The organism is Neorhizobium alkalisoli (genome assembly GCF_002968635.1).
In the GTDB taxonomy this organism is placed as follows: domain Bacteria; phylum Pseudomonadota; class Alphaproteobacteria; order Rhizobiales; family Rhizobiaceae; genus Neorhizobium; species Neorhizobium alkalisoli.
In genome coordinates, this window is record NZ_PVBN01000004.1 from 144646 (window position 1) to 168421 (window position 23776).

A 23776-nucleotide genomic window follows, 5' to 3' on the forward strand; every position below is an offset into this window, starting at 1 on the left:
CTTTTGGCTTGTCTTCGCTTTTGGCTTGTCTTCGAATGAATGGTTTGGCTCAGGCGAGCTCTTTCTCGGCCGCAACGACAACCGCTTCCGCGGTGATGCCGAAGTGCTTGTAGAGATCCTTGGCCGGGCCGGAAGCACCGAACGACTTCATGCCGATAAAGGTACCCTTCGGACCGATGAAATGGTCCCAACCTTCGCGCACCGCCGCCTCGACGGCGATCTTGACCGGCGAATTGCCGATGATCGCCCGCTGATAGTCTTCCGACTGGTCGAGGAAGAGTTCGACGCAGGGCACGGAAACGACACGGGTGGAGATGCCCCTGCCGTCCAGGAGAGCCTGTGCCTTGAGGGCGATTTCCACTTCCGAACCGGACGCGAAGATCGTCACCTTGGCATCGGCAGACGAGACGAGTTCGTAAGCGCCCTGGGCGCAGAGGTTCTTCTCTTCGTAGACCTTGCGGGCCGGGGCGAGGTTCTGGCGGGTGAGCGCGAGGCCCGACGGGCGGTGCTTTTCCTTGAGCGCCAGCTGCCAGCACTCGGCCGTCTCGGTTTCGTCGGCCGGGCGGAAGAGGAGGAGGTTCGGAATGGCGCGCAGGGCGGCCAGATGTTCGACCGGCTGGTGGGTCGGTCCGTCTTCGCCGACGCCGATCGAGTCATGCGTCCAGACATGCACGACGCGGATGCCCATCAGTGCCGCGAGGCGGACGGAGGGGCGGCAATAATCGGAAAAGATCAGGAAGCCGCCCGAATAGGGGATCAGGCCGCCGTGCAGGGCAATGCCGTTCATTGCTGCGGCGGTCGCATGTTCGCGGATACCCCAGTGCATGTAGCGGCCGGAGAAGTCGGCGGGCGTGATCGCCTTCATCTGGCTCGTCTTGGTGTTGTTCGACGGCGTCAGGTCGGCAGAGCCGCCGAGCGTTTCCGGAACCAGACCGTTGATGATTTCGAGCGCATCCTCGGAGGCCTTGCGGGTCGCGACCGTCGGGTTGTTTTCGGCGATCTTCTTCTTGAAGGCGTCGATGGCGCTGTCGAAATTGCCAGGCAGGTCACCGGCGAAACGGCGGACGAACTCAGCCTTCTTTTCAGACTGGGTCTGGGCAAGGCGGTCTTCCCATTCCTTGCGCGTCTTGGTGGAGCGGAGGCCCGCAAGCCGCCATGCATCGAGCACGTCGGCGGGTACGACAAAGGCTTCGGCTTCCCAATCCAGCGCCTTGCGGGTGGCGGCGATTTCTTCGGCGCCGAGCGGGGAGCCGTGAACCTTGTGGGTGCCGGCCTTGTTCGGCGCGCCGAAGCCGATGATGGTCTTGGCGGCGATGAAGGTCGGGCGGTCGGACTTCTGTGCGGCTTCGATCGCGGATGCGATCTGGTCGGTGTCGTGGCCGTCGATTTCGATCGTGTTCCAGTGAGCCGCCTTGAAGCGCATGACCTGGTCGGTGGAATCCGACAGGCTGACCGGTCCGTCGATCGTGATGTTGTTGTTGTCCCAGAAGAGAACGAGCTTGTTGAGCTTCAGGTGGCCGGCCAGCGCGATCGCTTCCTGGCTGATGCCTTCCATCAGGCAGCCGTCGCCGCAGAGCGCATAGGTGAAGTGGCTCTGCAGGTCGGAGCCGAATTCCAGCTCGAGCTTCTTTTCGGCGATTGCCATGCCGACGGCATTGCCGATGCCCTGGCCGAGCGGGCCGGTGGTCGTTTCGATGCCTGAGGCATGGCCGTATTCCGGATGGCCGGCGGTCTTCGAGCCGAGCTGGCGGAACTGCTTGATGTCCTCGATCGTCATGTCCTCGTAACCCGTCAGGTAGAGGAGCGCGTAGAGAAGCATCGAGCCATGGCCGGCGGACAGCACGAAACGGTCGCGATCCGGCCACAACGGGTTCTTCGGATCAAATTTGAGATAGCGGGTAAAGAGCACGGTCGCGATGTCGGCAGCGCCCATCGGCAGGCCGGGATGGCCGGAATTGGCCTTCTCCACAGCATCCATGGCAAGGAATCGGATCGCATTCGCCATCCGGTTATGTTTGTCGCGAGAAATCATGGCTTATCCGCTTTTTACGGGTGTCGATCACGGCCCCGGTATGGACCGTCTGAGAGCGGGTGATCCTTAGCAGGTGCAACGCGCAAGTCAACAAAAGCGGGGCCTGAACTGAGGCGGAATGGGCAAGTTTCCCCGATGCGGCCTCTGCATCGCACTGTCGCAACTTTGACCAAGGGCTCCATCGGCGATCCACAGTTAGGACATGTTCGGCGCGCTTGGATTGATTGACCGGCTCGCGGACGGTGAATAGTCTGCTGAGCTTGTTGGAGAGGTGAACTGTTTCGATTCGGTCCACCTTGCGTATCGACGGAAGGCGTTTCATGCCGGGGGAAAAAACGATCGAAACGGTGATTTCGGAGCTCAAGGCTGCCATCGGCGGCCTGGAGAGCGCCGTCGATGCCCGCATCGAGCGCCAGCGGGAGGCCCAGGACGTCGAAGGCGAAGTTCGCCGCGTCCATGCGGATCGCGCGCGTCTGGCCCAGGAGCTCGACCAGTCGCAATTTCGAGCCAACCGCCTTGAAGAGGTCAATCGCGAAGTCTCCCGGCGTCTGGTGACGGCGATGGAAACCATCCGCGCCGTTCTGGATCGCTGACGCCAGAGAACAGAGGGAAGCCCATGGCCCAGGTAACGGTAACGATCGACGGCAAGGCCTATCGGATGGCCTGCGAAGAGGGGCAGGAAGACCACCTGACCGATCTCGCCGAGCGCTTCGACCGCTATGTCGGGCATCTCAAGAGCCAGTTCGGCGAAATCGGCGATCTCAGGATCACCGTCATGGCCGGAATCATGATCATGGACGAATTGTCCGAGACCTCCCGCCGTATCGCCGCCCTCGAAACGGAGGTCGCGTCGCTCAAGACGAACAGTGACGGCGTTCTGGAAAACCAGCGGCAAAACGAACAGGTCGTCGTCTCGGCGCTCGGCGAGCTCGCCATGCGGCTCGAAGGTCTTACCGCCAAGCTGAACGGGCGAGCACCGGCCGCAGTCAATTGAGATTCGGCAAAAAGCGCTACGACGCCACTGGCGCGGAATGAAGTCAGCCCTTATATTGCGGCTGCGATCTGCGCCTCTCGACAGGAACCACAATCCCTGGGGCCATACTCGATCCAAAGGGAGCTGTCCCTGACCAGGCCCGTGGGCTTGGACACACGGCGCCCACCTACGTTTGTAGGCGCCCAGGATCGTAAATCTCCATCGGCTGCCGCGGATCGCACTCTCTCCGCCTCAAGGCTCTCTCCTCGGTTTTTCGGGCTCCTGCCGAGCTGATTTCGGCTTGGGCCGGAGCGGTAAGCCGGCGCCGATCCTGCTGATTTTGTTCCAGCCATTGCAAAGGGCCGAACCGGACCCTATGATTTCCCGGTGCAAGCGAAGGTGCATAGCTCCGAGAACCGGGCTCCGGTTTTCCGATCTGTGCGCGAAACTTTGCCAATGCGGCGCTCCGGCGCCATCATTCTGGTGAGGCCGTTTTTCGAAGCGGCTTTTTTGTTTCGCGTACAGGAATAGTGTCCTAGCTGAAGAGCCCCGTTTGTTAACCGAAATCCTCATCGTCATTGCACTCACCGTTCTCAACGGTGTTCTGGCAATGTCGGAACTTGCCGTCGTTTCCTCCCGCCCGGTGCGCCTCAGGGTCATGGCCGAAGCGGGTAACCGGGGAGCGGCGAAGGCGATCGAGCTTGCCGAAGATCCGGGCCGTTTTCTTTCCACCGTCCAGATCGGCATCACCCTGGTCGGCGTCCTTTCCGGCGCCTTTTCCGGCGCCACGCTCGGCGCACGCTTCACCGTGTGGCTGCAAACCCAGGGACTGTCAGCAAATCTGGCCGGCTGGCTGGGCGTGGGTACCGTAGTCGTCGCCATCACCTATCTCTCGCTGATCGTCGGTGAGCTGGTGCCGAAGCAGATCGCGTTGCGTTCCCCGGAAACCGTTGCCGCACGCGCCGCGCCGGCCATGATGCTGCTTTCGAAGATCGGCGCGCCGCTCGTCTGGTTTCTCGACGTATCCGGCCGCCTGTTGCTGAGCCTGCTCGGCCAGAGGGGTGAATCCAGCGACCGCGTGACCGACGAGGAAATCCGCACCGTGCTCGCGGAAGCCCAGAGCGCCGGCGTGATCGAGACGGAGGAATCCGCCATGATCTCCGGCGTCATGCGGCTTGCGGACCGCACCGCCCGCGGTCTCATGACCCCGCGCCGCGAGGTCGAAGTGATCGATATCGAGGATGACCTCAACGAGATCCGCGCCCAGCTCCGTGCCACCCCCCGCTCACGTCTGCCGGTGCGCAACGGCAGTTCCGACGAAATTCTCGGCGTCCTCTTCGTCAAGGATCTCTACGCGTTCATGGCCGGAGACAAACAGTTCGACGTGAACGCGATCATGCGCGACGCCCCGGTCGTCTCCGACCTCACGGGAGCGCTCGACGTCATCCAGGCGTTGAGGCGGGCGCCCGCGCATATGGCGCTCGTCTATGACGAGTATGGCCATTTCGAAGGCATCATCACCTCCGGCGACATTCTTGAAGCGATCACCGGCGTCTTCCAGGAGGACGAGAAGGAGGAACCACCGATCGTGGTGCGCGACGACGGCTCGTTCCTGATTGCCGGCTGGATGCCGGTCGACGAATTCGCCGATCAGATGGGCCTGCCCATCGGCGACGATCCCGGCTACGAGACCGTTGCCGGTTTTGTGCTCGACGAGTTGAAGCATCTGCCGGAACTGGGCGAAAGCTTCACCACGCATGGCTGGATCTTCGAAGTGATAGATCTTGACGGCCGCCGCATCGACAAGCTGCTCGTCCGCCGGGCGCTGGAAAAGGCGTGATGTCGGGCGGCCGAATGAAAGCGCTGCTGCGCGGCGAACGGCTGGCGGCCCGGGATGCCGTGCCGCCGGAGGAACGCATCGAAAAGAGCCTTTCGATTGCCTCCCACGGAGCGGCCGCCATTTTTCCCGAGCCAGGCGCCATGGTATCCGGGTTTCTACCCATCCGGTCAGAGGTCGATCTCCGGCCCCTGATGGCGCTTTTGAGGGATCGCGGCGCCCGGCTGTGCGTGCCGGTCATCCTCGACAAACAGACGATCGTGTTCCGCGAACTCGTCAAGGGCGCCGAGTTGGTCGCCGGAACGTTCGGCACTTTCGGGCCGGGCCCGGAGGCAGAGGTGCTCGATCCCGACATCATGCTGGTGCCGCTCTCCGCGTTCGACGCGGTTGGCCACCGGATCGGCTACGGCGGCGGCTATTACGACCGGGCAATCCACCGGCTGCAGCAAAAAGGTCTGGACCCGAAGCTGATCGGCGTTGCCTTGGACTGCCAGGAAGTGGCATCTGTTCCCGCTGAACCTCACGATATCAGACTTCACGCGATCCTGACGGAAAGCGGCTACCGGCCTTTCGAATAGTCAGGCCAGACAGAGATTGGACAAGAATGCGCCTTTTGTTTCTCGGTGACATGGTGGGCAAGACCGGCCGTACGGCGGTCTGGGAAAAGCTGCCCGGCCTCGTCTCCGACCTGAAGCTCGATTTCGTCATCGTCAACGGCGAAAATGCCGCCGGCGGTTTCGGCATCACCGAAGATATCTTCCTCGAGACGATCAATGCCGGCGCCGACGTGGTGACGACCGGCAACCATGTCTGGGACCAGAAGGACGCGGTCGGTTTCGCGGGCCGGCACGACCAGTTTCTCCGGCCCGCCAACTATCCGGCCGGCACGCCGGGCAGGGGCTCCGGCCTCTATTACGGCCGGAACGGTGCGCGGGTGCTGGTCGCCAACATCATGGGCCGCGTCTTCATGCATCCGGAACTGGACGACCCGTTCAAGAGCGCCGAGGTCATCCTTGCGGCCTGCCCATTGAAGGAACAGGCGGATGCGATCGTCTTCGATTTCCATGCGGAGGCGACCAGCGAAAAACAGTGCTTCGGGCATTTCGTCGATGGCCGCGCCAGCCTCGTGGTCGGCACGCATACGCATGTGCCAACGGCCGACTGCCAGATCCTGAACGGTGGCACGGGCTACATGTCGGATGCCGGCATGTGCGGCGATTACGACTCCTCGCTTGGCATGGACAAGGAGGAACCGCTCAACCGCTTCATCTCGAAGATGCCGAAAGGCCGGTTCGAGGCGGCGACCGGGCCTGCCACCATCTGTGGCCTCGGCATCGAGATTTCCGATTCCACCGGTCTTGCCGAAAAGATCGCGCCGCTCCGGATCGGCCCGAGGCTGGCCGAAACCATTCCGCCGTTCTGGAATTGAGAAATTGGCTGGAAGCACAATGCTTCCAGCCAGACTTCTCTAGCGGGATTTCTGGTAGAGTTTCTGGGCGATCTCGAACATTTCCTCCGGAGCATAGTCGGGAGTGAAGGCCGAAGGCACGCCGACAAGCTGCTGGATCTTTCCTCCTTCAGGCATCCCATCAATCACTTCGAGTTCGCCTGGCGGGTCGGTGGGCAAGGTCACTTCGCCGTTCCCCCATATGCCGGCCATTTCCTTGTAGTCGTTGGGGCTGAAAGTGTAGAGGCGGCGATGCGAGCCCTCGTCGAGATATTTCTGGCTCTCCGGAATTTTGCTCAGCGGAATATTCGGTGTGGGCAGAAATTTTTCGATCTCGACACCCGTGATCTTCTTCAGCGCAAGCGCGTAGGCGTGTGCATGAACAGATCCTCGCACCAGAAGATAACCGCAGACCTCCCGACCGGTCGGATCAGAAAGCGTCTCGTAGACGCGGAGCTTGTGGAGACGCGCGCCGCATTCCAGATGGAAGTTGTGCAGCAGGTCCAAAACGACGTTGCCGGTCGTCGTGATGAAGTCGTTGTTCCAAGAAACGCCGTTGCTGTTGACCGGCATCGCGCCGCCGCCTCCGGAGAGAAAAGCCGCAGCCAGGCGGATATCCTTCATATCCTCAAAGGGGGCTCCGGAGATATCTCCGCCGTCACCGGCATCGCCATCCGGGATGTCGGGGCCGTTGTTCAACATCGCTACGCCGTTGCTTACGAGCTCGACGTGACCGAGTTCCTCGGCCGTTATGGCCGCGACGAGGCTGTAAAAGGGCCGGAGCTTTTCCTTGGAACGGAAATTGAAGCTTTGGAACATATAGTTCCCGAGCGTTGACATCTCGCCGTACTTGCCTCCCAGCAGCTCCTGCAGGGCTGCGGCTGCATTGGGATCGGCGCGCTTGGGTGCCGGGAGTGCGGCTTGCAGTTGGTCTACTCGCATAAACATCGGGACGTTCCTCTGATTGAAGTCCGACCCCAACAATGCTGACAACCTAAAGTTCCGCCTGGAGATCCGGCGGAACTGTGCTTTCGGCAAAACGCGAGATCCTGCCGGCGTCTTTGCGGCCTAAAGTGCTTCTTCAAACAGTGTCAGCAGGCGCTTGAAGTGCCGCTCGGAGCCTGCCTGGTCATAAACGCTGTGATCCGGCACGGTCCAGCCGTGTGCCATGCCGACGTAATTTTCGATCGCATGATCGACACCGCCGATGCGGAGCGCTTCGGCCAGACGAGCCGATTGTTCCGGTGGGAAACTGTTGTCGACACCCGCCACGCCCACATAGACGCGCGCCTTGATCTTGTCGGCGAGCCGATGCGGGCTGTCTTCCGCGTCGCTTGCGAGATTGCCGCCGTGGAAGCTCGCGGCGGCCTTGATGCGGTCGGGATAGCGGGCGGCGGCGGTGAGCGCGCGGGCGCCCCCCATGCAGTAGCCGACCGCGCCGATCGCCCCCGTCGCGCCTTCCCGGGTGAGCGTGTCGATAAAGGTCTCGCTATCCCGGGCGGTCAGTTCCTGGGGGATAGCCTGCATCATCGACCGGATCTTCGTCTTGGACTCCTCCTCGCTGAAGGCGGTCTTCGGGTTGAACGGACCATAGGAGCCCGACCGATAATAGAGATCGGGCACGAGCACCGCGTAGCCCGCATCGGCAATCCGCTGCCCCATATCGTAGAGGGCCTCGCGCGGCCCGAAGGCATCCATATAGAGGATGACGCCCTTGTCGGTCCGGGTGCCGCTGTCGGCCCTGATGACGGTGGCCTTGGCGATGCCATCGGCGGTCCTGATCTCAATGCCATGCTTCATGAGAGGCTCCTTTCAACAGGTTGCAGTTCAGCCGCCGGGCGAGCTGCATCGGGGCAGTCCAGCTTGTCATTAATCAATTCCGGGGGCTTCACCAATGACAGAATTGTGAGGGGGTGCGGGACAGTTCGATCTGGACCGGCCTTGAGCATTGCCGCATCTTTCGCGCGGGAATGAGCAGGAACGCAGTTCTTGGGAGTGGCATGATGCTACGGGCTCTCGCATTCGGTCTGGCCGGTTTCTTCCTTTCGGCCCTAGCCGCGCCGGCGCAGGATGGCGGACTACCCGTCAGCCAGTGCCAGGCGATAGCTCAGAAACTCCCTGGCGTCATGTTCGCGAGCTTCAAACCGCCGGGCCCGCAATTCGCCCAGGCGCAGAAGAACCTTGCCCTTGCGGAAAGGGAGGAGGTGAATATCACCTTCGTCGGCCATTCCACCTATTTCATCGAAACTCCTGAAGGCATAGGCATCGCGACGGATTATAGCGGCGTCTATCAGCCGTCGCGGCTACCGGATGTGGTAACGATGAACAAGGCGCATTCCACTCACTACTCGCTCCAGCCGGACCCGAAGATCCCGCATGTCCTGCATGGCTGGAGCGACGTTCCGGGCGAGAAGGCCGAGCATCGGCTGATGGTGGGAGATGCCTATATCCGCAATGTCGTTTCGGACATCCGCTCCTGGGGAGGCGGCGTCGAGGAAAACGCCAATTCGATCTTCATCTTTGAAATCTCCGGCCTCTGCATCGGTCATCTCGGCCATCTGCATTTCGAACTCACCGAGGCGCAATATACCGAGATCGGCAGACTGGATATCCTGATGGTGCCGGTGGACGGCGGTCTGACCATGGGGGCGGACAGCATGAGCCGTGTCGTGCAGCGGCTGCGCTCGTCGCTGATCCTGCCGATGCATCGGTGGGGGCCGCCGCTCGACAATTTCCTCGCCATGTTCGATGGCCGCTTCGACATCGCCTATGCCAAGGAGCAGACCATCAAGGTTTCGATGCGCAGCCTGCCGAAAAAGCCGACCATCCTGGTGCCGCAGGGGCTTTGAGCCCCTGCCTGTGCATCCAGTCTGCTAGTGGAACTGCGGGAAGGCGAGATGCTGCTTGACGCCGACCTCCGGCGTCTTCTCGTCCTGGAGATTGGCCTTGGCGATCTCCCAGCCGAATTTCAGCGAACTGTCGGTGGACGCCCAGATTTCTGCATCCTCGACCCGCAGGGCCAGCATGGTCAGCATCGGATCGTCCTTGCCGTTCTCATACCAGGCCGCAGTCACGGCGCTCCAGTACTCATCGATCTTGGCGGGGTCCTTGCGGATTTCCAGGGGGCCGGTGAGGCAGGCGTGGTAATCGTGATCCTTGCCGACGACGCAGAAATGCGCCTTGGAGCCTGCGCGGATCGCCCGCGCCAGATGCGTGTCGGTCTTGGTGAAGAACCAGATCGTGTTGGTCTTTCGGTCGACATTCGGCGCCATCGGCTGGAAATGCATGTGGGAGCCTTCGATACCGAGCATGCCGGCATGGATATTGCTGATCTCGTCCCAGAGCTGACGTTCCGGCGCTTCGCGGGCTTCAGTAAGGCTAGCCATCGAGTGTCTCCTTGTTGTTTGCCAAGGTGACAAAACGACAAGCTTTTGCCTTTGTTCCGGCATTCCGCTCCTCGAAAAGCCTCCCGATCCACCGCAAAATGCCTTGAACGGCCAAGGCTTCGAAATTATAAGGCGCCATTCCAAACAAGCTAAAAGTGTCAGGGGTGCCATGGCTGGCCATTCACAGTTCAAAAACATCATGCACCGCAAGGGCAAGCAGGACTCGATCCGCTCGAAGATGTTCTCCAAGCTTGCCCGCGAAATCACGGTTGCGGCCAAGGCAGGTCTGCCCGACCCGGCGATGAATGCGGCGTTGCGTCTGGCGATCCAGAACGCCAAGGCGCAATCGATGCCGAAGGACAATATCGACCGCGCCATCAAGAAGGCGTCCGGTGCGGATGCGGAAAACTACGATTCCGTCCGCTACGAGGGTTACGGTCCCGGCGGTACGGCGGTCATAGTCGAGGCGCTGACCGACAACCGCAACCGCACGGCCTCCAACGTCCGCTCGATCTTCACCAAGGCCGGCGGCGCGCTCGGCGAAACCGGCTCGGTTTCCTTCTCCTTCGACCATGTGGGCGAGATCACCTACAAGGCGAGTGTCGGCGACGCTGACAAGGTGATGGAAGCGGCGATCGAAGCCGGCGCCGACGACGTGACCTCCGACGAGGACGGCCACACGATCATCTGCGCCTTCGAAAGCCTCGGCGAAGTGTCGAAGGCGCTGGAAGCCACGCTCGGCGAGGCCGAGACCGTCAAGGCGATCTGGAAGCCGCAGAACACGATCGAAGTCGACCAGGAAAAGGCGGAATCGCTCCTGAAGCTGATCGACAACCTGGACGACGACGACGACGTGCAGAACGTCTATTCGAATTTCGAGGTTTCCGACGAGGTCATGGCCAAGCTCTCGGCTTGAGATTCCTCCTGACGATATTTGGAAGCGGGCCGGCTCGACCGGCCCGTTCTGTTTTTCAGGCTTTCACCTTCTCCATCATCGGCAGGCTCGCGAACAGCTCAACCGAGCGGAGCCGCGCGTCGACGTCGTGGATCGGCATGGAGATGATCAGCTCGTCCGCCTGGGTTTCTTTGAGGAAGTCCTTGAGTTTTGCTTCGATGGTCGGCACCGAACCGACGGCGGCATAGCGCAGTGTGTGCTCGACACTCATCTTCTCCATGGGGGTCCAGAAGCCCTCCATGCTGTCGACCGGCTTTGGAAAGCGGGTGCGGACGTTCTTGCGCAGGTTTACGAACTGCTGCTGCGAGGATGTGAAGAGCCGCTCAGCCTCGTCGTCCGTTTCCGCCGCCACCCCCATGACGCCGACCATCACATAGGGTTTTTCGTGCTCGATCGAGGGCTGGAACCGCTCGCGATAGATGGCAATCGCATCCAGCAGCATGTCCGGCGCGAAATGGGAGGCAAAGGCATAGGGCAGGCCGAGGGCGGCGGCGAGATGGGCGCTGTAGAGGCTTGAACCCAGCAGCCAGATCGGGACATGCGCATCCATGCCGGGGACGGCCAGCAATGCCTGGTCCTTCTCGGGCGCGCCAAACAGCCGCTGCAGTTCGAGGATGTCGTGCGGAAAGTTCTCGGCGCCGGCGTCGAGATTGCGGCGAAGGGCGCTTGCAGTGCGCATGTCGGTACCCGGCGCCCGGCCGAGGCCGAGATCGACGCGACCGGGGAGCAGGGCCTCCAGCGTTCCGAACTGTTCGGCGATGACGAGCGGCGAGTGGTTGGGCAGCATGATGCCCCCCGAGCCGACACGGATCGTTTTGGTTGCCGCGCCGACATGCGAAATCACCAGAGAGGTGGCGGCGCTTGCAATGCCCGGCATGCCGTGATGCTCGGCAAGCCAGACCCGCTTGTAGCCTTGCTCCTCCGCTTTGATCGCCAGGCGGCGAGACTGATCGAGCGCGTCGCGCACGGAATAACCGTCACCAATCGGTGAAAGATCGAGAATGGAAAAGGGAATCATCTGCACGTCCTGGGAGGCGGGATAAGCGACAAGATATTCGACTTATCTAGGCAGCCCGGTGCAGGAATACGACCCCCGGCAATCGAAAACGAAAGCAAGAAAAAGGGCCGCGTCGGCGGCCCCCGGGAATCACGACTTGACGAGCCTCAGATGAAGGCCTCGCGGACCAGGGCCGTGCGGGCCTGAACCATGCGGATCGGGATCGTGCGGCGGCTCGACGATGACCGTGACCCGGGCAAAGCGGCTCGCCTTCTGATCGATCTCGGCAATCTGCCGGTCGACGCGGTCAAGCGTCAGGGTTGTCATGTCCGCCTTCAGGCTCACGCTGCGCCGAGACTTTGCGATCTCGTTCAGGTCGTCGTAGATCGAGGATCCGGTTTCAACCTGCCCTTGCGCCGTCTCCGACAGCGTGCCGAGATGGTCGGTCAGGGCGTCCAGATAAAGACAAAGAGCGTCCAGTTCCCGGCCGACCTGCTGCGTCGCCGAAGACAGCGCTTCATGGCGCTCGGTGGCTATCTGGCCGGCTTGGTCTTCGCCCATTTCAGCGATGAGCTTCAGTGCGGTTTCGACTGCTTCCCTGGGTCTGCCAATGTCGAGCTGGGCATTCTGGGCGATTGCCGCTGCGTGTTGGGCGCGAGTCTTCTGTTCACGAAGACGCTGGGTCAGGGTGCCGACGGCTGCGACCGTCTTGGACAGCTGGTGGGCGTGTTCCGTATCGGTTTCGGCGGCCTGCTTGGCCGCCCTTCGCAGCGTATCGGACTCCTCACGCAGAAGGCGGGCATTGCCGACGACCGAATCCATGGTGCCGTTGAGGGCATTCAGGCCGCGATTGAAATCCCGGCGCATTCCTTCCCATTGAGCGGGGAAAAGGGTGTCCAGCGTTGTGCTCAGGTCCCCGGCGGCAAACCGTCTCAGGCCGCTGTCCAACGCGTTGACGACGACGCGCATCTGCTGCAATTCCAATTCATTCCGATCTCGATCCCGTATCATTCGGGCGGCTCCTTATGCTTCGGCCCCCCTTTCTGACTAAGCAACGCGGTGAAAGAAAGTCGGTTGCCCAATTTGGGGCGGTTCTGCCCAAAAGCTTTTCGATATGGTTAACGACGATGGGGGTATCGAGCGCGAGCACCGTCGGACCCGTTGGCCCACATGGCGCCTTCTGCGGCAAGGCGGTAGTGTGGTTGAATGACACAAGCGATTCGCATCATCGGCATCGATCCGGGCCTTCGCCGCACCGGCTGGGGCATTATCGAGACTCTGGGAAACAGCCTGCGTTTCGTCGCTTCCGGCACCGTCACTTCGGACGGGGATATGGACCTTGCCTCCCGCCTCTGCCAACTCCATGATGGTCTGGCTGAAGTGGTGCATGCCTACAAGCCGGATGAGGCCGCCGTCGAGCAGACCTTCGTCAACAAGGATGCGGTGGCGACGCTGAAACTCGGGCAGGCGAGGGGTGTCGTCATGCTGGTGCCGGCACGGGCCGGTTTGCCGGTCGCCGAATATGCGCCGAACGCGGTCAAGAAATCCGTCATCGGTGTTGGACATGGCGAAAAGCAGCAGATCCACATGATGCTGAAGATCCTGATGCCCAAGGCCGAATTCAAGGGCAACGACGCCGCCGACGCGCTGGCGATCGCCATCTGCCATGCCCATAACCGCGGCGGTCACCGCATGCGCGCCGCTCTTGCCGGTTAAGTTTGTTCTTGACTTGTTCCCGTCTGCCCCATAAGTAATACCTGAGAGGTATTACCATGCGCGTTACCGAAAAAGGCCAGGTCACAATCCCCAAGAATGTCCGAGACCGGCTGAATATCGGCCCGGGTTCGGAGGTGGATTTCGTCATGTCCGACGAGGGTGTGATGTTGGTGAAGACGGGGGCCGGCCGCGACGAGTTCGAAAGCTTTGAGGAATGGGCAAAAAGCGTCGAAGGCAAGCTTGATACCGGCGGAATGACCACCGACGAATATATGGAATGGCTTCGGGGACCGCGTGATGACCTCGACCGTCGTTGACACGAACATACTGATCGACGTGCTCGGCCCGGCTACACCTTTAAGGATATGGTCGCTCTCCGCCCTTAAGCGCTGCCTTGATGAAGGGGATCTCATCCTCTGCCCGATCATATGGTCCGAGCTTTCAGCCTCGCCGCTGACCGAGCTGGAAATCAATCTGGCCTTCGGCTGGCTCGATCTGAAGCGGGAGCCGCTTTCCTATGAAGCCGCCTATCAGGCGGGGAAGGCTCATTTCGCCTATCGCAAGGCGGGTGGGCTGCGGGAGCGTACGCTTCCCGACTTTCTGATCGGCGCCCATGCGGCCGTTCGATCGCACCGCTTGCTGACACGCGACCCCGCCCGCTACCGCGCCTATTTCCCCGGGCTCGACATCATCTCTCCCGAAACCCATCCCTGACGGACTTCTTTCATGATCGGCAAGCTCAAAGGCACCATCGACGAAATCGGCGACGACTACGTGCTCGTCGATGTGCATGGTGTCTGTTATGAAGTCTTCTGTTCCTCGCGCGTGTTGTCGAAGATGGGATCGGTGGGCGAGGCAATCGTGCTGTTCATAGAGACCTATGTTCGCGAGGACCAGTTCAAGCTGTTCGGCTTTCTGACGGCGCTGGAGCGGGAGTGGTTCAACCTCCTGCAGAGCGTGCAGGGTGTCGGCGCCAAGGTGGCGCTTGCCGTTCTGTCGGTCTTGACGCCTTCCGAGCTCGCCAACGCGATCGCGCTGCAGGACAAGACCTCCGTTTCGCGCGCGCCGGGTGTAGGCCCCAAGGTGGCGATGCGCATCGTTACGGAGTTGAAGAACAAGGCTCCCGCCTTTGCCGGGGAGGCTTCCGCCACTATCGGGCTCAAGCAGGAGATCGGCGAGGGCGTGGCTTCCGCCCCGGTTGCCGACGCGGTTTCGGCGCTCACCAATCTCGGTTATTCGCGGGATCAGGCCGCGAATGCGGTCGCCGCGGCTCTCAAGAACGGCGGCGAAGGGGCCGACAGCGCCAAGCTCATCCGGCTGGGACTGAAGGAACTGGCGCGATGATCGGCGGTTTGTGGAGATTTCGGAAATCTGCTATATTTTCTGCCAAATCTAATTTTGTTGGAGAATTTCAGAAATGCGGTGGGAAGTGACGCTTTCGCCAAAAGGGCAGGTGACGATCCCGAAAGAGATGCGCGAGGCTTTGAACCTTCAACCCGGCGATCAGCTGATCTACTCGGTGGTGGACGGCGACGTGGTGTTGACGCCCAAAAACGTCAACTTCAATGATCTCGCCGGTTTGTTGGGCAAGCCTCCCAAAGGAAGCGCCACGTTGGACGAAATCGATGAGACGGTTTTGAGGGCCGGTGGCGCAAATGCGGTCGATACCGAAGATGACGGCAAAGAGGAAGCCGCAGAATGACGGTTTTCGGACTTGATACCAACGTCGTCCTTCGGCTTTTCGTGGATGACGATCCGAGGCAGCGAGCGGCAGCTCTCAAGTTCGGGGAAGGGCTTGGGCGCGATTATTTCGCCTTCATCACTCTCTTCGGATTACTGGAGCTTGATTGGGCGCTTCGCTCGCAATACGGGTTCAACAGGAAACACGTCGCGCTTGCCATAGACAGGCTGCTTCATACGCGGGGCCTGGTCGTCGAGAACCATACGCTTGTCGTGAAGGCACTGAGGCTTGTCGAAAAGAGCAATGCGGACCTTGCGGATGCCATGATTGCCAGTCGTTCTCTGGAAGAGGGCTGCCAGTCCACAAAGACTTTTGACGTGAAAGCAACCCGTAAGATCCCCGGAATGGAACTTCTCGCATGAGTGAACCTGCCCGCCTGATAACGCCGGAGAAGCGGGGCGAAGACCTGGATACGACGCTGCGTCCGCAGTCGCTGGACGAGTTCACCGGCCAGGCGGAGGCGCGCGCCAACCTGAAGGTGTTCATCGAGGCGGCCAAGAACCGCGGTGAGGCGCTCGATCACGTTCTCTTTGTCGGACCTCCCGGTCTCGGCAAGACGACGCTCGCCCAGATCATGGCGAAAGAGCTCGGTGTGAACTTCCGCTCCACATCGGGACCGGTCATCGCCAAGGCAGGTGACCTTGCGGCTCTGCTGACCAATCTCGAAGACCGCGACGTGCTCTTCATCGACGAAATCCATCGACTGAACCCGGCGGTCGAGGAAATCCTCTATCCGGCCATGGAAGACTTCCAGCTCGACCTGATCATCGGCGAAGGACCGGCCGCACGCTCGGTAAAGATCGACCTGTCGAAATTCACGCTGGTTGCCGCCACCACCCGTCTCGGCCTCCTGACGACGCCGCTCCGCGACCGCTTCGGCATTCCGGTGCGGCTCGCCTTCTATACGGTCGAGGAACTGGAACTGATCGTCAGGCGCGGCGCCCGGCTGATGAGCCTGCCGATGACCGATGACGGCGCCCGGGAGATCGCCCGACGTGCCCGCGGTACGCCACGCATCGCCGGCCGGCTGCTTCGCCGCGTGCGCGATTTCGCGGAAGTGGCGAAGGCCGAGGCCGTGACCAGGGAGATCGCCGACGAGGCGCTGACGCGTCTTCTGGTCGACAATATGGGGCTGGACCAGCTCGACAAGCGCTACCTGAACATGATCGCGGTGAATTTCGGCGGCGGCCCGGTCGGCATCGAGACGATCGCTGCGGGACTTTTCGAGCCCCGCGACGCGATCGAGGACATCATCGAGCCCTATATGATCCAGCAGGGTTTTATCCAGCGCACGCCCCGCGGCCGCGTTTTGACCGCAACCGCGTGGAAACATCTGGGGCTCCAGCCGCCGAAGGATCTCGAAGCGGCGCAGTTCAGGATGAATCTCGAGGATGATTGAGTGATCACCCGCCGCGGGCTCTTCAAGACGCTTGGCACCAGCCTCGCAGCTACGGTGGCGCTTGCCGGCTATGCGGTGGCGGAACCGTTGTTCCGCCTGAGGATTGCCCGCTATGCGCTCACGCCGCCCGGATGGACGCCCGGCCTGAAACTGCGGGTCGTTGCCCTGGCGGATTTCCACGCGTGCCAGCCGTGGATGACTGCCGACCGGATCGCCTCGATCTGCCGGCAGGCGAATGCGCTTCAGCCGGACGTGATCCTGTTGCTTGGTGATTATGTCTCTGGCATGCGCCTCGTGCTGGATCAGGTGAAACCCGAGCTGTGGGCCAAGGCGCTATCGACCTTGCAGGCGCCGCTCGGGGTCCATGCCGTGCTTGGCAACCACGACTGGTGGGAGGATCCGGAAGTCCAGGCGAATGGCGACGGCATTCCCTTCGCTCGGCGGGCGTTGGAAGAAGCAGGTATTCCCGTCTACAGCAATCGCTCGGTGCGGCTCGAAAAAGACGGCAAAGCTTTCTGGCTGGCGGGCCTCGAGGATCAGATCGGCATTCTGCCGAACCGGAAGATCGGCCGCTGGGGACATGGCAAGCATGATCTTGCCGCCACGCTCGCGCAGGTGAGCGACGATGCGCCGGTCATCCTCATGGCGCACGAGCCGGATATTTTCCCGAAAGTGCCCGATCGCGTTACGCTCACCCTTTGCGGTCACACCCATGGGGGTCAGGTGCGGTTGTTCGGCTACGCGCCGGTCGTGCCGTCGCGGTTTGGCGATCGTTATGTTTACGGCCATGTGCAGGAAGGCCGCCGCAACATCATTATCTCCGGCGGGCTTGGCTGTTCCGGACTGCCGATCCGTTTCGGCGCCCCGCCGGAAATCGTCGCCATCGAGCTGGGGTAACCCGCATGGCGGAGCGAACCCTCATCCGCATCAAGACCGATGCCAGCCAGGCTTTCCAGATGCGCATCGCCGGGCTCGGCTTTCGCGACGGGCATGTGCTGGTGCATCGGGCGGTGCACGAAGCCTTCTGGACATTTCCCGGCGGCCGGGCGGAGATCGGCGAGACCTCGCAGGAGACCCTGAAGCGCGAGATGATCGAGGAACTCGGCGTCGAGGTGAGGGTCGGCCGCCTGCTCTGGTCGGTCGAGAACTTCTTCCACTACGAAGATCGCGACTGGCATGAATTCGGGCTCTATTACCTGATGGATCTGCCGGCGCAGTTTCCGTTCCACCCGACCGACATCGTTCATCGGGTCGCTGACGGACATGAGCTGGAATTCAAATGGGTGCCGGCGACCACGGCAGCACTCAGGGCGCTCGACATACCGCCCTATTTCATTGCCGAAGAGATCGAGACACTGCCGGAAAGCCCGCGCCATCTTGTCTGGCGCGACGGCGATCTCGACAATATCCGGTCCTGACCCTTGGAACATCTTTGCACGACACTCCGTTCTCCTGCGCAAGAAGGGAGAACGCCATGGAGAACATCCGGACCGGAAACGGACTCGAATGGAATGACGGCCGCGCCAGGGTCGATAAGAGAGAACCTGTCTTCTTCATTGAGGGGGAGGCCGGCGGTCACTTTGTGAGAAACCAGCCGGAGCTAAAGAAGAGCCATGGCTGAGCAGCATATCGACCATACGCCGCCTGCCGAAGTGGCTGCGGCCGCACAAAAGGGGCTGGAGTTGCGGGCAAAGTTCCGCCGCGGCGGAACGACAGTCGGCATCGCCCGAGCCCGGGACCTGAAGAACCGCAGAGCGCTTTCCGACAAGACGGTGAAAAAGATGGTGAGCTATTTCCATCGTCACAAGGTGGACAAGCGGGCGGAGAATTTCGGAAACGACGAGAGCCCGTCGACCGGTTATATCGCCTGGTTGCTCTGGGGCGGCGATGCGGGCCAGAGATGGGCCGAAGAGCACAAGAAGGCGATCGAAAACGCCAAGGAGAACGCAAAGATGCGGCGTTTCACCCGATCGCACCAGGAGAATGTGCAAAATCCCTGACGGTTTGCCGCAGGAGCTCGATGCCGCCCGGCTTCCAGCCCAGTGCCTGTATCTTCGTGGTCGACATGGCGTTCACCGCGCTACGGTCGGCCGGCGCTGGTAGCGGATGCGGACAGTGGGACAGGCAGCCGAGGATTTCGCGCGTATCGGTCAGCACGTCGGAAACGTTGAAGACCTGGCCGTCGATGATGCCTGCCTCGGTTTCCAGCATCAGGCGAACCGCGGTGGCCACATCGCCGCCGTGAACCTCCGTCCCAGCACGAGCCGCGACGGGGCGGCCGGCGAGATAATCCGCCATCAGCGCGTCCCATTTGTTCGGCTGCAGATTGCCGTATACGCCCGTCAGCCGGAGGCTGGCGGTGGTCAAGCCCGGTTGCGATAACGCTGCGAGCGCCCGTTCGCCGTCGAGCTTCATTTCACCATAGAGACTGTCGGGCCGCAGCACGAGGCTTTCAGTGATCTCCGTGCCGGATGGCAGGCCGTCATAAACGGCACGGCTGGAGAGAAAGACCGCCCGCCGCGTTCCGGCTCGCCGCGCCGTTTCGAAAAGCTTGACGCTGCCGTCGAGGTTCAGCCGGCGGAAGCGGGCGGGGTCGTCACCTTCTCCGCCGCGATACTTCCCCGGAATATGATCAAACGCCGCGTGGACGAAGAAATAGGCGTCATCGAAGGCTTCGATCTGGTCGGCGTCAGGCTCCAAAGAAAGCGGCACGAAGCCGACCGGCCTTGAGAAAACGCCCGGCGCGGGTGGCATACGGCCGCCGACAATCACCTTGTATCCGGCGCAAAGCAGTCCCTCGACGATATAGCGGCCTACCAGGCCCGTCCCACCCGAGACCAGGACTTTCATGCCCGTTCTCCGGGCTTCGGCCACAAGCCGAGATCCGGCAGGTCGCGGTCTTCATAAAAGGCGTGCCAGAGGTCGATCAGTGGTCGCAACCGGTCGGCTTTCGGGTGATCCTTCTCCCAAGGCTTTTCATATTGATAGTGGAGCACGGCGATACTCTCCCAATCCCACAGCGCCGGCATGTTGAACCACACATATTGCAGCGTGTTCATGAAGACCGGCAGGCCGTGCCAGTCGGGGAAAAATGCCTCCAAGAACGTCTGGTCGGTGCGGCGCCAGAAGGCGTCCGGCTGGTCGAGCGCGGCCAGCATTTTGACAAATGTCTCCGTCGAAGGCTTTGCGACGAAGACGCCGGAGTTCAGTCGGTGGAAGTCGGCGAGGCTCTCGTAGACATTCGGAGCAGCGGAAAATTCCGGATAGGCGAACAGTTTGTCGATGGGTTTCAGCACCAATGCGTCCGCATCGATGAAGACCACCTTGTCATATTCGACGAGCTGCCAGAGCCGGAGCTTGCAGAAATTGTCGAGCGGCGTGTGGAAGTCCGGCTTGCGGCCCTTGGTGAAAGGGGCTGTTCCGTGCAGCCTGTTTCTGCCGTGCTGCTCGTTAAAGGCGTCCGAGAGCGGCAGGTGATCGGTTTGGATAAGACGGCAGCCGAGAGTTTCGAGCGGCGCAAGCGCGTCCTGCGAAACACCGTCGGTGTGCAGCACGGCGATGTCCGCCACCGTGCCCGTCCGCCGGATCGAGCGGGCGAGCGCCACGGCGCCCATGGCGTAATCGGCATTGGTTACAAGCGTGACGAAAGCGTTATTCATAGGTTTCGCGCTCTTCACACCCTCGGCATTTTCAACATCACGAGACCGATTTCAGCCGCTTGCCTTCCGGGTCGTGCTCGACCTTGATCGCGATATCCTTGGTCCAGGCGGAAACGGCCGGAACGCGAGTCCTGTCAACACGATAGGCGTATTTCTTCGCAACATCGACGATCTCGCCCAACAGCCCTTCGCCGAGCGTCGTCGGCTCGAGCCCGAGGCCCAGGAATTTCTCGTTCTTGACGATCAGGTCGTTTTCCGGCGCTTCCTTGCGCGGGTTCGGCAGCCAGGCGATCTTCGAACCGGTCATTTTCGCGATCATTTCCGCCAGATCACGGACCCTATGGGTCTCCGTCATCTGGTTGAATATCTCGACGCGGCTACCGCGGACAGGCGGGTTCTTCAGTGCAATTTCGATGCAGCGGACCGAATCCTGAATGTGGATGAAGGCGCGCGTCTGGCCGCCGGTACCGTGGACGGTGAGGGGATAACCGATCGCCGCCTGGATGAGAAAACGATTCAAGACAGTCCCGTAATCCCCGTCATAATCGAATCTATTGATCAATTGGGTGTGGCGGCGGGTCTGCTCGGTATGGGTGCCCCAGACGATACCCTGATGCAGGTCGGTGATCCTGAGGCCGTCGTTCTTCGCGTAGAACTGGAAGAGGAGTTGATCCAGGCACTTGGTCATGTGGTAGATCGAGCCGGGATTGGCGGGGTAGAGGATTTCCTGTGAGACCGCCCGCCCGTCCGCCGTCTCGATGCCGACCGGGAGATATCCTTCCGGGATCGCGGCGCCGACCGTCGAATAGCCGTAGACGCCCATGGTGCCGAGATGCACCAGATGCGCATCGAGGTCGAGTTCGACCAGCGCATTCAGAAGATTATGGGTGGCGTTGACGTTGTTGTTGACGGTGTAGTTCTTGTGGCGGTCGCTCTTCATCGAATAGGGCGCGGCGCGCTGCTCGGCGAAATGGACGATGGCGTCCGGCCGATGTTTTCCCAGCCATCCCTTCAGAAGTTCGTAGTCCCTGGCGAGATCGATCAGATGGAAGTGGATGCGCCGGCCGGTTTCGGCATGCCAGATGCGGGTGCGCTCCTGGATGGAATCCATCGGGGTCAGCGACTGGACGCCGAGTTCGGTATCGATCCAGCGGCGGGAGAGGTTGTCGAGGATATGGATCTCGTGACCGGCATCGGACAGGTGGAGCGATGTCGGCCAGCCGACGAAACCGTCGCCGCCCAGGACTGCTATCTTCATGATGGAGTCTCCGCTGGTTTTTGGAACATTTCCTGATAGGGAGGAAGTGTGACAGGACTTAGTTCGGTCCCTAGAAACTGGAACGGTGTCCCACGCTCATCCAGTGGTGGAACAGGAATTTTCCAAGGCAAGCTTATGCAGGAACACAATTTTTTGTTATCGGGCGAATTGATCGAAGGTGGCCATCGGCTTCTCCAGCGCGTCTATTACGAGGACACCGACTTTTCCGGTCTCGTCTATCATGCCCGCTACCTGCACTTCCTGGAGCGCGGCCGCACCGACTATCTGCGCTGCCTCGGCTGCGAGCAGAGCGCGCTTCTCTCTGCCGATGAAGAGGGCCTCGTCTTTGTCGTCCACCGGATGGAGATCGACTTCAAGCAACCGGCCCGCATGGATGATATCCTGACCATCCAGACGGTGACGGAAAAGGCGGGCGGCGCCAAGATGGTGCTCAACCAGGAGATCAGACGCGGCGAGACGCTGCTGATCGCCGCCAAGGTCGTGATCGCCGTCATCAACAAGCACGGACGTCCGCGCCGGCTGCCGGAAGCGATCGCGGAGAAGTTTCTGGGGCATCCGGTCGGCCAATAAAGATCGGGCTGGTCCCGAAATGGCGCCTATCGCCCGCCGCACATATGCTGCGAATCGCCCATCGCCCAACTCTGGCCGGTGCGGGTGTTGGTGGTGAAATATCCCCGGCCGCGATCGTCACCCGGCGGGCAGCGATGCGGTAGGGAGATCAGGCACATCGTCACCCCGTCGCCGGGCTTCGAGGCAATCAGCGCCTCCTCGCGACCATAGGAAACCTGATAACCGTCATTGGCGAATTCGATACCGGTCCCGCTATCGTAGTCCTCGGGCAGCGGCGGGTCGTTGTCGCCGATACGGGGATGGACGGAGGTGACCTTGGTTTCGACGCACTGGCCGATCTTTGCCGGCAATGTGGGAGAGGCCTTCGCTCGTCCGCCCGCAATCGTGTTGGCGGTGATGTCTTGCGGAAGATCCTCCAGGTCACCGAGCGTCTCGATGACGGCGACATAGGTTGCGAGGACGCAGGCGCGATTCGCGCCGCAGGTTTTTCTGTCGGCGAGAAAGTCGCGTGACGTCTCAAGCGTCAGGTCCGGGTCACGTTCTTTCGCCTTGGCGTGGATCTCGGCGAGCCGCGTATCGAGCGATGAGAGGAGCGGATCCTTGCAGACGGTCCGCTCGTCGGGCGCAAGGCCGCCCTTGTTGCATGCGAAAGAAGCGGGGTGGACCGATGTCGCCATCAGTACGAACAAGATTATCGTCAATGCGCGCCACATGCTGTGCCTGCCGCTCCGGTTTCAAAGTTTCGCGGCACCACAAGTACAAAAATCCGATTTGTTTTCCATCAGATTTCAGGTGCGCTGCAAGTGAATTCCCAAGGAGACCGCGGTCGCGACTGTAACGCATTCTTAACGATAATGATGTCTTACTGGCTTGTGAGGAATTTGTGCAACGCACGCCTTCCTTTGACCAAAATTGAAAGCGAGAAGCCAAGCTGGAAACTCAGGGTATCTTGGGGTTAAGGCAGGCGCACCCGGCGATCAACGACATTCTCGCGAGAGCGCGCTTTTGAACCCGCCCGGTCCTTACAAGCCGGGCGTTTGGATTCGGGGATAGTAGGTAGATGGAACACGAAGTTTTGGCGGCAGCGGCGAGCGACGTCAGCCTCTGGTCGCTGTTCATGCAGGCCGGTCTGGTCGTCAAGCTGGTCATGATCGGTCTGATCGGTGCGTCGGTCTGGACCTGGGCGATCGTCATCGACAAATACGTGAGCTTTGGCAAGGCCAAGCGCCAGTTCGATCAGTTCGAACAGGTCTTCTGGTCCGGCCAGTCGCTCGAAGAACTTTATCGTACACTTTCGGAGCGTCAGAACAACGGGCTTGCCGCCATCTTCGTCGCCGCCATGCGGGAATGGAAGAAGAGCTTCGAGCGCGGCGCGCGCTCGCCGATCGGTCTGCAGATGCGTATCGACCGGGCTATGGACGTGACCATGGCGCGGGAAGCTGAAACCTATGAAGCCCGTCTCGGCTCGCTGGCGACGATCGGTTCGGCCGGTCCGTTCATCGGCCTCTTCGGTACGGTCGTCGGCATCATGACGTCGTTCCAGGCGATCGCCGGTTCGAAGTCCACCAATCTTGCGGTCGTGGCGCCCGGTATCGCCGAGGCACTGCTTGCTACCGCGATCGGCCTCGTCGCCGCTATCCCGGCGGTCATCGCCTACAACAAGTTCACCGCCGATGCCGGCAAGCTCTCTGCTCGCATGGAAGGTTTCGCCGACGAGTTCTCGGCCATCCTGTCGCGCCAGATCGACGAGAAGCTGCAGCCGCGTCAGGCGGCGCAGTAAACGGT

The 23776-nt window shown here is 61.3% G+C and carries 30 protein-coding genes and 1 other RNA gene; 21 read left to right on the forward strand and 10 right to left on the reverse strand.

Annotated elements, in window-relative coordinates; translation table 11 throughout:
• Positions 1-49: 49 nt before the first annotated feature.
• Positions 50-2032, reverse strand: a complete 1983-nt coding sequence (gene tkt, locus C5L13_RS10735; protein ID WP_105383289.1) for a transketolase — start codon at positions 2030-2032, stop codon at positions 50-52.
• Positions 2033-2352: 320 nt separating this feature from the next.
• Here tkt and C5L13_RS10740 point away from each other — a divergent pair, with 320 nt between their 5' ends.
• The 6 genes from C5L13_RS10740 (at position 2353) to C5L13_RS10765 (ending at position 6271) form a co-directional block, all read left to right on the forward strand.
• Positions 2353-2625, forward strand: coding sequence for a DUF4164 domain-containing protein (locus tag C5L13_RS10740; RefSeq protein ID WP_105383290.1), 273 nt, complete (start codon positions 2353-2355; stop codon positions 2623-2625).
• Between the two features lie 23 nt (positions 2626-2648).
• Complete coding sequence (locus tag C5L13_RS10745) at positions 2649-3026, forward strand: cell division protein ZapA (protein ID WP_105383291.1); 378 nt, start codon at positions 2649-2651, stop codon at positions 3024-3026.
• Positions 3027-3088: 62 nt separating this feature from the next.
• Positions 3089-3247: non-coding RNA, 6S RNA (gene ssrS, locus C5L13_RS10750), on the forward strand.
• Between the two features lie 311 nt (positions 3248-3558).
• Complete coding sequence (locus C5L13_RS10755; RefSeq protein WP_105383292.1) at positions 3559-4845, forward strand: hemolysin family protein; 1287 nt, start codon at positions 3559-3561, stop codon at positions 4843-4845.
• Positions 4845-5420, forward strand: a complete 576-nt coding sequence (locus C5L13_RS10760; protein WP_105383293.1) for a 5-formyltetrahydrofolate cyclo-ligase — start codon at positions 4845-4847, stop codon at positions 5418-5420. The genes C5L13_RS10755 and C5L13_RS10760 overlap by 1 nt, the downstream gene beginning before the upstream one ends.
• A gap of 26 nt (positions 5421-5446) precedes the next feature.
• Complete coding sequence (locus C5L13_RS10765; RefSeq protein WP_105383294.1) at positions 5447-6271, forward strand: TIGR00282 family metallophosphoesterase; 825 nt, start codon at positions 5447-5449, stop codon at positions 6269-6271.
• Positions 6272-6310: 39 nt separating this feature from the next.
• Here the strand turns inward: C5L13_RS10765 and C5L13_RS10770 are convergent, their stop codons facing one another.
• Both C5L13_RS10770 and C5L13_RS10775 read right to left on the reverse strand, forming a co-directional pair.
• Positions 6311-7237: a manganese catalase family protein gene (locus tag C5L13_RS10770; RefSeq protein ID WP_105383295.1), complete on the reverse strand. Its 927-nt coding sequence runs from the start codon at positions 7235-7237 to the stop codon at positions 6311-6313.
• Between the two features lie 120 nt (positions 7238-7357).
• Positions 7358-8089, reverse strand: a complete 732-nt coding sequence (locus tag C5L13_RS10775; protein WP_105383296.1) for a dienelactone hydrolase family protein — start codon at positions 8087-8089, stop codon at positions 7358-7360.
• 200 nt (positions 8090-8289) lie between these two features.
• Between C5L13_RS10775 and C5L13_RS10780 the strand changes: the two genes are divergently transcribed.
• Positions 8290-9138: an MBL fold metallo-hydrolase gene (locus C5L13_RS10780; RefSeq protein ID WP_105383297.1), complete on the forward strand. Its 849-nt coding sequence runs from the start codon at positions 8290-8292 to the stop codon at positions 9136-9138.
• A 24-nt stretch (positions 9139-9162) separates the two neighbouring features.
• On the opposite strand, the gene C5L13_RS10785 is transcribed toward C5L13_RS10780, so the two are convergent.
• The gene (locus C5L13_RS10785; RefSeq protein WP_105383298.1) at positions 9163-9675 is read right to left on the reverse strand and encodes a pyridoxamine 5'-phosphate oxidase family protein; all 513 of its coding nucleotides are present in this window, start codon (positions 9673-9675) and stop codon (positions 9163-9165) included.
• Between the two features lie 169 nt (positions 9676-9844).
• On the opposite strand from C5L13_RS10785, the gene C5L13_RS10790 reads away from it, so the two are divergent.
• On the forward strand, positions 9845-10591 hold the full coding sequence (locus C5L13_RS10790; RefSeq protein ID WP_105383299.1) for a YebC/PmpR family DNA-binding transcriptional regulator: 747 nt from the start codon (positions 9845-9847) through the stop codon (positions 10589-10591).
• 55 nt (positions 10592-10646) lie between these two features.
• Here C5L13_RS10790 and C5L13_RS10795 read toward each other — a convergent pair whose 3' ends face one another.
• Positions 10647-11648 carry an LLM class flavin-dependent oxidoreductase gene (locus tag C5L13_RS10795; RefSeq protein WP_105383300.1) on the reverse strand — a complete coding sequence of 334 codons (1002 nt, stop codon included), beginning with the start codon at positions 11646-11648 and terminating at the stop codon, positions 10647-10649.
• 129 nt (positions 11649-11777) lie between these two features.
• Positions 11778-12638 (reverse strand): methyl-accepting chemotaxis protein, encoded by an 861-nt coding sequence (locus C5L13_RS10800; RefSeq protein WP_105383301.1) that lies wholly within the window; start codon positions 12636-12638, stop codon positions 11778-11780.
• Between the two features lie 195 nt (positions 12639-12833).
• Between C5L13_RS10800 and ruvC the strand changes: the two genes are divergently transcribed.
• From ruvC to C5L13_RS10850, 11 genes are all read left to right on the forward strand, one after another.
• Positions 12834-13343 (forward strand): crossover junction endodeoxyribonuclease RuvC, encoded by a 510-nt coding sequence (gene ruvC / locus C5L13_RS10805; RefSeq protein WP_105383302.1) that lies wholly within the window; start codon positions 12834-12836, stop codon positions 13341-13343.
• A 56-nt stretch (positions 13344-13399) separates the two neighbouring features.
• Entirely contained in the window at positions 13400-13660 is a 261-nt protein-coding gene (locus C5L13_RS10810; protein WP_105383303.1) for an AbrB/MazE/SpoVT family DNA-binding domain-containing protein, read from the forward strand.
• A complete protein-coding gene (locus C5L13_RS10815; RefSeq protein WP_105383304.1) occupies positions 13638-14057 on the forward strand; it encodes a type II toxin-antitoxin system VapC family toxin in 420 nt (139 codons plus the stop codon). The genes C5L13_RS10810 and C5L13_RS10815 overlap by 23 nt, the downstream gene beginning before the upstream one ends.
• Before the next feature lie 12 nt (positions 14058-14069).
• Positions 14070-14687, forward strand: coding sequence for a Holliday junction branch migration protein RuvA (gene ruvA / locus C5L13_RS10820; RefSeq protein WP_105383305.1), 618 nt, complete (start codon positions 14070-14072; stop codon positions 14685-14687).
• A gap of 73 nt (positions 14688-14760) precedes the next feature.
• Positions 14761-15045, forward strand: a complete 285-nt coding sequence (locus tag C5L13_RS10825) for an AbrB/MazE/SpoVT family DNA-binding domain-containing protein (protein ID WP_105383306.1) — start codon at positions 14761-14763, stop codon at positions 15043-15045.
• Positions 15042-15446 carry a PIN domain-containing protein gene (locus C5L13_RS10830; RefSeq protein WP_105383307.1) on the forward strand — a complete coding sequence of 135 codons (405 nt, stop codon included), beginning with the start codon at positions 15042-15044 and terminating at the stop codon, positions 15444-15446. Before C5L13_RS10825 ends, C5L13_RS10830 begins: the two co-directional genes overlap by 4 nt.
• On the forward strand, positions 15443-16483 hold the full coding sequence (gene ruvB, locus C5L13_RS10835; RefSeq protein WP_105383308.1) for a Holliday junction branch migration DNA helicase RuvB: 1041 nt from the start codon (positions 15443-15445) through the stop codon (positions 16481-16483). The genes C5L13_RS10830 and ruvB overlap by 4 nt, the downstream gene beginning before the upstream one ends.
• Positions 16484-17380, forward strand: a complete 897-nt coding sequence (locus tag C5L13_RS10840) for a metallophosphoesterase (protein WP_105383309.1) — start codon at positions 16484-16486, stop codon at positions 17378-17380.
• A gap of 5 nt (positions 17381-17385) precedes the next feature.
• A complete protein-coding gene (locus C5L13_RS10845) occupies positions 17386-17901 on the forward strand; it encodes an NUDIX hydrolase (protein WP_105383310.1) in 516 nt (171 codons plus the stop codon).
• Between the two features lie 56 nt (positions 17902-17957).
• Positions 17958-18104, forward strand: a complete 147-nt coding sequence (locus C5L13_RS28730) for a hypothetical protein (RefSeq protein WP_158693432.1) — start codon at positions 17958-17960, stop codon at positions 18102-18104.
• A complete protein-coding gene (locus tag C5L13_RS10850; protein ID WP_105383311.1) occupies positions 18097-18483 on the forward strand; it encodes a hypothetical protein in 387 nt (128 codons plus the stop codon). Before C5L13_RS28730 ends, C5L13_RS10850 begins: the two co-directional genes overlap by 8 nt.
• Here the strand turns inward: C5L13_RS10850 and C5L13_RS10855 are convergent.
• The 3 genes from C5L13_RS10855 to C5L13_RS10865 are packed head-to-tail and all read right to left on the reverse strand — an operon-like array spanning position 18446 to position 21400.
• Positions 18446-19333 (reverse strand): NAD-dependent epimerase/dehydratase family protein, encoded by an 888-nt coding sequence (locus tag C5L13_RS10855; RefSeq protein ID WP_105383312.1) that lies wholly within the window; start codon positions 19331-19333, stop codon positions 18446-18448. The genes C5L13_RS10850 and C5L13_RS10855 overlap by 38 nt on opposite strands.
• Complete coding sequence (locus tag C5L13_RS10860) at positions 19330-20142, reverse strand: glycosyltransferase (RefSeq protein ID WP_105383313.1); 813 nt, start codon at positions 20140-20142, stop codon at positions 19330-19332. Before C5L13_RS10860 ends, C5L13_RS10855 begins: the two co-directional genes overlap by 4 nt.
• Before the next feature lie 37 nt (positions 20143-20179).
• Positions 20180-21400 (reverse strand): NAD-dependent epimerase/dehydratase family protein, encoded by a 1221-nt coding sequence (locus C5L13_RS10865; RefSeq protein WP_105383314.1) that lies wholly within the window; start codon positions 21398-21400, stop codon positions 20180-20182.
• A 135-nt stretch (positions 21401-21535) separates the two neighbouring features.
• Here C5L13_RS10865 and ybgC point away from each other — a divergent pair, with 135 nt between their 5' ends.
• Positions 21536-21991, forward strand: coding sequence for a tol-pal system-associated acyl-CoA thioesterase (ybgC, locus tag C5L13_RS10870; RefSeq protein ID WP_105383315.1), 456 nt, complete (start codon positions 21536-21538; stop codon positions 21989-21991).
• Between the two features lie 26 nt (positions 21992-22017).
• Here the strand turns inward: ybgC and C5L13_RS10875 are convergent, their stop codons facing one another.
• Positions 22018-22692, reverse strand: a complete 675-nt coding sequence (locus C5L13_RS10875) for a lysozyme inhibitor LprI family protein (RefSeq protein ID WP_158693433.1) — start codon at positions 22690-22692, stop codon at positions 22018-22020.
• A gap of 359 nt (positions 22693-23051) precedes the next feature.
• Here C5L13_RS10875 and tolQ point away from each other — a divergent pair, with 359 nt between their 5' ends.
• Positions 23052-23771 (forward strand): protein TolQ, encoded by a 720-nt coding sequence (tolQ, locus tag C5L13_RS10880; protein ID WP_105383317.1) that lies wholly within the window; start codon positions 23052-23054, stop codon positions 23769-23771.
• Positions 23772-23776: the final 5 nt, after the last annotated feature.